Source organism: Streptomyces sp. NPDC006372 (assembly GCF_040612515.1).
Taxonomy (GTDB): domain Bacteria; phylum Actinomycetota; class Actinomycetes; order Streptomycetales; family Streptomycetaceae; genus Streptomyces.
Map to the genome: position 1 here is coordinate 25,781 of NZ_JBEXQJ010000058.1, position 6,368 is coordinate 32,148.

Here is a 6,368-nt window from a genome sequence, read left to right on the forward strand (position 1 = left end):
GTTTCAAGGAGGGAGCCTCAATCGTGCGCAAGGTGCTCATCGCCAACCGTGGCGAAATCGCTGTCCGCGTGGCCCGGGCCTGCCGGGACGCCGGGATCGCGAGCGTGGCCGTTTACGCGGACCCGGACCGGGACGCTCTGCATGTCCGCGCCGCGGATGAGGCGTTCGCCCTGGGCGGTGACACCCCGGGCACCAGCTACCTCGACATCGAGAAGGTGCTGAACGCCGCCCGGGAGTCCGGCGCGGACGCGATCCACCCCGGCTACGGCTTCCTCTCCGAGAACGCGGACTTCGCACAGGCCGTGCTGGACGCGGGCCTGATCTGGATCGGCCCGCCCCCGCACGCCATCCGCGACCTGGGTGACAAGGTCGCCGCCCGGCACATCGCGCAGCGCGCGGGCGCCCCGCTGGTGGCGGGTACGCCCGACCCGGTGTCCGGTGCCGAGGAGGTCGTGGCCTTCGCCGAGCAGCACGGTCTGCCGATCGCCATCAAGGCGGCCTTCGGTGGTGGCGGTCGCGGTCTGAAGGTGGCGCGGACGCTGGAAGAGGTCCCGGAGCTGTACGACTCGGCCGTCCGTGAGGCGGTCGCCGCGTTCGGCCGGGGTGAGTGCTTCGTCGAGCGCTATCTCGACAAGCCGCGGCACGTGGAGACCCAGTGCCTCGCCGACCAGCACGGCAACGTCGTGGTGGTCTCCACCCGTGACTGCTCCCTGCAGCGCCGGCACCAGAAGCTGGTCGAGGAGGCGCCCGCGCCCTTCCTCTCCGAGGAGCAGGTCGCCCAGCTGTACAGCGCCTCGAAGGCGATCCTGAAGGAGGCCGGCTACGTCGGCGCCGGCACGGTCGAGTTCCTCGTCGGCAACGACGGCACGATCTCCTTCCTGGAGGTCAACACCCGCCTGCAGGTCGAGCACCCGGTCACCGAGGAGGTCGCCGGAATCGACCTCGTGCGGGAGATGTTCCGCATCGCCGACGGCGAGGAACTGGGCTACGACGACCCCGCCCTGCGCGGCCACTCCTTCGAGTTCCGCATCAACGGCGAGGACCCGGGCCGCAACTTCCTCCCGGCCCCCGGCACGGTCACGAAGTTCGACGCGCCGTCCGGCCCCGGTGTGCGGCTGGACGCGGGCGTGGAGTCCGGCTCGGTCATCGGCCCGGCCTGGGACTCCCTGCTGGCCAAGCTGATCGTCACCGGCCGCACGCGCAAGGAGGCCCTGGAGCGGGCCGCGCGGGCCCTGGAGGAGTTCCAGGTCGAGGGCATGGCCACGGCGATCCCGTTCCACCGCACGGTGGTGAAGGACCCGGCGTTCGCGCCGGAGCTCACGGGCTCGTCCGACCCGTTCACGGTCCACACCCGCTGGATCGAGACGGAGTTCGTCAACGAGATCAAGCCGTTCGCGGCGGTGGCCGACACGGAGACGGACGAGGAGCTGGACCGCGAGACGGTGGTCGTCGAGGTCGGCGGCAAGCGCCTGGAGGTCTCCCTCCCGGCCTCGCTGGGCATGTCCCTGGCCCGCACGGGCCTCGCGGCCGGGGCCAAGCCCAAGCGCCGCGCGGCGAAGAAGTCGGGCCCCGCCGCCTCCGGTGACACCCTCGCCTCGCCGATGCAGGGCACGATCGTCAAGGTCGCCGTCGAGGAGGGCCAGGAGGTCAAGGAAGGCGACCTGATCGTCGTCCTCGAGGCCATGAAGATGGAACAGCCCCTCAACGCCCACAAGTCGGGCACGATCAAGGGCCTGAGCGCGGACATCGGCGCGTCGATCACGTCGGGCGCGGCGATCTGCGAGATCAAGGACTGACGCTCCTCCCCTGGCGCGGCGCCTGACCACCGGTGGTGGGTCGGGGCCGCGTCGGGGGGTGTCCGTCCTCGGAACGGCGCGATGGGCTCGGACACCGACTAACTGTCCGTTGACGCGCCAACCGCTGCGGGCGGACACCCCCCGACACGTCCCCTGCTCGCCGTATGCGAGTGCGGGCGCGTGGGGGCGGGCCGCCCATCCGCCCTAGCTGCGGGCAATCGTGCCGCTAAGGGCGATGGGGGTCCCCCCTGCTCGAGCGAAGCCGAGAGCTTGGGGGAGGGTGGGCGCAGCGGCACGCCGCTACGCCGGGCTGTGCAACGCCCCGGCCCCCGCACCGACGCCGGGCACCTGACAGCTGAGAGTGCCTCACCGCCGCCGCAGATCCGCCACCCGCGCCCGCTCAGCCCCGCCGGCCCCCTGCTCCCCCAGCATCGAGGCGGACCGCAGTCCACCCGCGCCGCCCCCACCCCCCGGCACCTGCCTCCGAGGCCCCGGCAAAGGCACATCCCGCCGCTGCTGACGCGCAGGGACGGAATCACCCCCAGGGCCCACCGCCCCCGCCGAACCCCCTTGCCCCCCGGCCACGGCGATCTGCACACCTTGGTCGGCCAGCGCCTGAAGCTCCGTTGCCGCACGGTCGTCGTGCGCGGGCGGCTCGTCCGTCACGAGACGCGTGATGAGATCCGTGGGCACGGTCTGGAACATGGTGTCCGTACCGAGCTTGGTGTGGTCGGCGAGGACGACCACCTCCGCCGCGGCCTGCACCAGCGCCCGGTCGACGGACGCCGACAGCATGTTGGACGTGGACAGCCCCCGCTCGGCGGTCAGCCCGCTCCCGGACAGGAACGCCCGCGACACCCGCAGCCCGTGCAGGGACTGCTCGGCACCACTGCCGACCAGGGCGTAGTTGGACCCGCGGAGCGTGCCCCCGGTCATCACGACCTCGACCCTGTTGGCATGGGCCAGCGCCTGCGCCACCAGCAGCGAGTTGGTGACGACGGTCAGCCCTGGCACCCGGGCGAGCCGGCGGGCCAGCTCCTGGGTCGTCGTACCCGCCCCGACCACGATCGCCTCGCCCTCTCCCACGAAGTTCGCGGCGAGGTCGGCGATGGCGGTCTTCTCGGCGGTCGCGAGATGAGACTTCTGCGGAAAGCCGGACTCCCGCGTGAAACCGCCCGGCAGTACCGCACCGCCGTGCCGGCGGTCGAGGAGTCCTTCTGCCTCCAGCGCGCGCACGTCCCGCCGTACGGTCACTTCGGAGGTCTGGACGACGCGGGCGAGCTCACGGAGCGACACGGCTCCGTTCGCTCGCACCATTTCGAGGATCAATTGGCGACGTTCTGCAGCGAACACGAAACTGACAGTAACGCCAGCGACCGTCTGCTTTCAGCAGTTTGCGCTGAATAGCAGAAGATGTTCGCACCGGGTAGCGGGAAGTGGTATAGGGCTTAGTCCCGCCGCCTATGCCGTACGAATGGTCGAACACTCCACGTGACCAGCGCGGAGTCGCTTTTCGGCCTCAGCCCTCGCCGGTCTCCTTACGGGTGTGCAACTGCCGTGCCACCTCGGCGATCGAGCCCGACAGGGAGGGATAGACGGTGAAGGCGTTCGCGATCTGTTCGACCGTCAGGTTGTTGTCGACCGCGATCGAGATGGGGTGGATCAGTTCCGAGGCGCGCGGCGCGACGACCACACCGCCGACCACGATGCCCGTGCCCGGCCGGCAGAAGATCTTGACGAAGCCGTCGCGGATGCCCTGCATCTTGGCGCGCGGGTTGCGCAGCAGCGGCAGCTTCACCACCCGGGCGTCGATCTTCCCGCCGTCGACGTCGGCCTGCGTGTAGCCGACGGTGGCGATCTCCGGGTCCGTGAAGACGTTCGACGAGACGGTCTTCAGGTTCAGCGGGGCCACCGCATCGCCCAGGAAGTGGTACATGGCGATGCGTCCCTGCATGGCGGCCACGGAGGCGAGCGCGAACACGCCCGTGACGTCACCGGCCGCGTACACGCCCGGAGCGGTCGTACGCGACACCTTGTCGGTCCAGATGTGGCCGGACTCGCGCAGCCTGACCCCGGCCTCCTCAAGACCCATGCCCGCACTGTTGGGCACGGCACCGACGGCCATCAGACAGTGCGACCCGGTGATGACCCGCCCGTCGGAGAGGGTCACCTCGACCCGGTCCCCCACGCGCTTGGCGGACTGCGCCCGGGAACGCCCCATGACGTTCATGCCGCGCCGCCGGAAGACGTCCTCCAGCACGGCGGCCGCGTCCGGGTCCTCGCCGGGCAGCACCCGGTCCCGCGACGACACGAGCGTCACCTTCGACCCGAGCGCCTGGTAGGCGCCGGCGAACTCCGCACCGGTCACACCCGACCCGACCACGATCAGCTCCTCGGGGAGCTCGTCGAGGTCGTACACCTGGGTCCAGTTCAGGATCCGCTCACCGTCCGGCAGGGCGTCGGGCAGCTCGCGGGGATGCCCGCCGGTGGCGATGAGCACAGCATCGGCCGTAAGAGTCTCTTCACTCCCGTCGGCGGCGCGCACCACGACCTTGCGCGACCCGTCCAGCGCCTGCATGCCCTCCAGCCGCCCGCGCCCACGCATGACACGCGCCCCGGCACGCGTCACGGAGGCGGTGATGTCGTGCGACTGGGCGAGCGCGAGCCGCTTCACACGCCGGTTGACCTTGCCCAGGTCCACACCCACCACCCGGGCGGCCTGCTCCATGGGCGGGGTGTCGTCGGCGACGATGATCCCCAGCTCCTCGTACGACGAGTCGAAGGTGGTCATCACCTCGGCCGTGGCGATCAGGGTCTTCGACGGTACGCAGTCGGTGAGCACCGACGCCCCGCCCAGACCGTCGCAGTCGACGACGGTCACCTCCGCGCCGAGTTGAGCGGCCACCAGCGCCGCTTCGTATCCGCCGGGTCCGCCACCGATGATCACGATCCGAGTCACGTACCCCATTGTCCCGCACCCATCAACGGGGCACCGCCCCGGGGGCCGCCCTATGCGGCTCTGTTACGCGAGTGACTCCGGGCCACCTGCCGTACCCTCTGTCCATGTCGCTCTACGCCGCGTACGCCGGCAACCTCGACGCGCGGCTGATGACCCGCCGCGCCCCTCATTCGCCGCTGCGCGCCACGGGCTGGCTGAACGGGTGGCGGCTGACCTTCGGCGGCGAGCACATGGGGTGGGAGGGCGCCCTGCCGACGATCGTCGAGGACCCGGCCTCCCAGGTCTTCGTCGCGCTGTACGACATCGCCCCCATGGACGAGGAGTCACTCGACCGCTGGGAGGGGGTGGGCCTCGACATCTACCGCCGTACCCGCGTACGGGTGCACACCCTGGACGGGGAGGAGCCGGCGTGGGCCTTCGCCCTGAACGCGTACGAGGGCGGCCTGCCCTCCGCCCGCTACCTGGGTGAGATCGCCGACGCGGCCGAATCGGCCGGGGCCCCTCACGACTACGTCATGGAACTGCGCAAGCGCCCCTGCTGACGGAACCCTCGCCGGGCCCCTCGTTGGAAACGACAAGGCAACGATCACAACCCCGTGAGCTCCACCATCTACGCGCGTAGGCAAACAGCGGCTACTCTCGTCGGCGTGAACGCATCTCTTCTTCCGGACGACATCCAGGGCGACCCGCACACCGCCGCCGACGCCGCCGCGGCCCGCCTGCGCGAACTCACGGGCGCCGAGACCCACGACGTCGCCCTCGTGATGGGCTCCGGCTGGGCCCCGGCCGTGGACGCCCTCGGCGCCCCCGAGGCCGAGCTCCAGGTCACCGAGCTGCCCGGTTTCCCGCCGCCGGCGGTCGAAGGGCACGGCGGCAAGATCCGCTCCTACCGGATCGGCGACAAGCGCGCCCTGGTCTTCCTCGGCCGTACGCACTACTACGAGGGCCGCGGCGTGGCAGCCGTCGCCCACGGTGTCCGCACCGCGGTGGCGGCCGGCTGCAAGACGATCGTCCTCACCAACGGCTGCGGCGGCCTGCGCGAGGGCATGCGCCCCGGCCAGCCGGTCCTGATCAGCGACCACATCAACCTCACCGCCACGTCGCCCATCATCGGCGCGAACTTCGTCGACCTCACCGACCTCTACTCCCCGCGCCTGCGCGCCCTGTGCAAGGAGGTCGACCCCACGCTGGAGGAGGGCGTCTACGCCCAGTTCCCCGGCCCGCACTACGAGACCCCGGCCGAGATCCGTATGGCTCGTGTGATCGGTGCGGATCTGGTGGGCATGTCGACGGTCCTGGAGGCGATCGCCGCGCGTGAGGCGGGGGCGGAGGTTCTCGGGATCTCCCTGGTGACCAATCTCGCCGCGGGGATGACCGGTGAGCCGCTGAACCACGAGGAGGTTCTGCAGGCGGGGCGTGACTCCGCGACGCGGATGGGGTCGCTGTTGGCGCAGGTCCTGGGGCGGCTGTAGCCCCTGGGCGTTGCTGCTGGGGCCGGGGCGTTGCGCAGCCCGGCGCAGCGGGGTGCCGCTGCGCCCACCCTCCCCCAAGCTCTCGGCTTCGCTCGAGCAGGGGGGACCCCCATCGCCCCAGCGGCACGACTGCCCGCAGCT

General features: G+C 71.2%; 5 protein-coding genes. 3 read left to right on the forward strand and 2 right to left on the reverse strand.

From position 1 onward, the window contains the following. Positions 1-23 precede the first annotated feature (23 nt). A complete protein-coding gene (locus ABZ016_RS41055; RefSeq protein ID WP_356921886.1) occupies positions 24-1,796 on the forward strand; it encodes a biotin carboxylase N-terminal domain-containing protein in 1,773 nt (590 codons plus the stop codon). A gap of 366 nt (positions 1,797-2,162) precedes the next feature. Here ABZ016_RS41055 and ABZ016_RS41060 read toward each other — a convergent pair whose 3' ends face one another. Together ABZ016_RS41060 and ABZ016_RS41065 are read right to left on the reverse strand one after the other, a co-directional pair. Then, the gene (locus ABZ016_RS41060; RefSeq protein WP_356921887.1) at positions 2,163-3,149 is read right to left on the reverse strand and encodes a DeoR/GlpR family DNA-binding transcription regulator; all 987 of its coding nucleotides are present in this window, start codon (positions 3,147-3,149) and stop codon (positions 2,163-2,165) included. 166 nt (positions 3,150-3,315) lie between these two features. Continuing rightward, on the reverse strand, positions 3,316-4,764 hold the full coding sequence (locus tag ABZ016_RS41065; protein ID WP_356921888.1) for an NAD(P)H-quinone dehydrogenase: 1,449 nt from the start codon (positions 4,762-4,764) through the stop codon (positions 3,316-3,318). A gap of 95 nt (positions 4,765-4,859) precedes the next feature. Between ABZ016_RS41065 and ABZ016_RS41070 the strand changes: the two genes are divergently transcribed. Together ABZ016_RS41070 and ABZ016_RS41075 are read left to right on the forward strand one after the other, a co-directional pair. Beyond that, positions 4,860-5,297, forward strand: a complete 438-nt coding sequence (locus ABZ016_RS41070) for a gamma-glutamylcyclotransferase (protein WP_356921889.1) — start codon at positions 4,860-4,862, stop codon at positions 5,295-5,297. Positions 5,298-5,402: 105 nt separating this feature from the next. After that, positions 5,403-6,227 (forward strand): purine-nucleoside phosphorylase, encoded by an 825-nt coding sequence (locus ABZ016_RS41075; protein WP_356921890.1) that lies wholly within the window; start codon positions 5,403-5,405, stop codon positions 6,225-6,227. Positions 6,228-6,368: the final 141 nt, after the last annotated feature.

What these genes read in the sequence shown, in the direction of transcription:
- ABZ016_RS41065 (WP_356921888.1), bottom strand. Translation starts at nt 4,764, where the DNA reads ATGGGGTACGTGACTCGGATCGTGATCATCGGTGGCGGACCCGGCGGA.
- ABZ016_RS41070 (WP_356921889.1), top strand. Translation starts at nt 4,860, where the DNA reads ATGTCGCTCTACGCCGCGTACGCCGGCAACCTCGACGCGCGGCTGATG.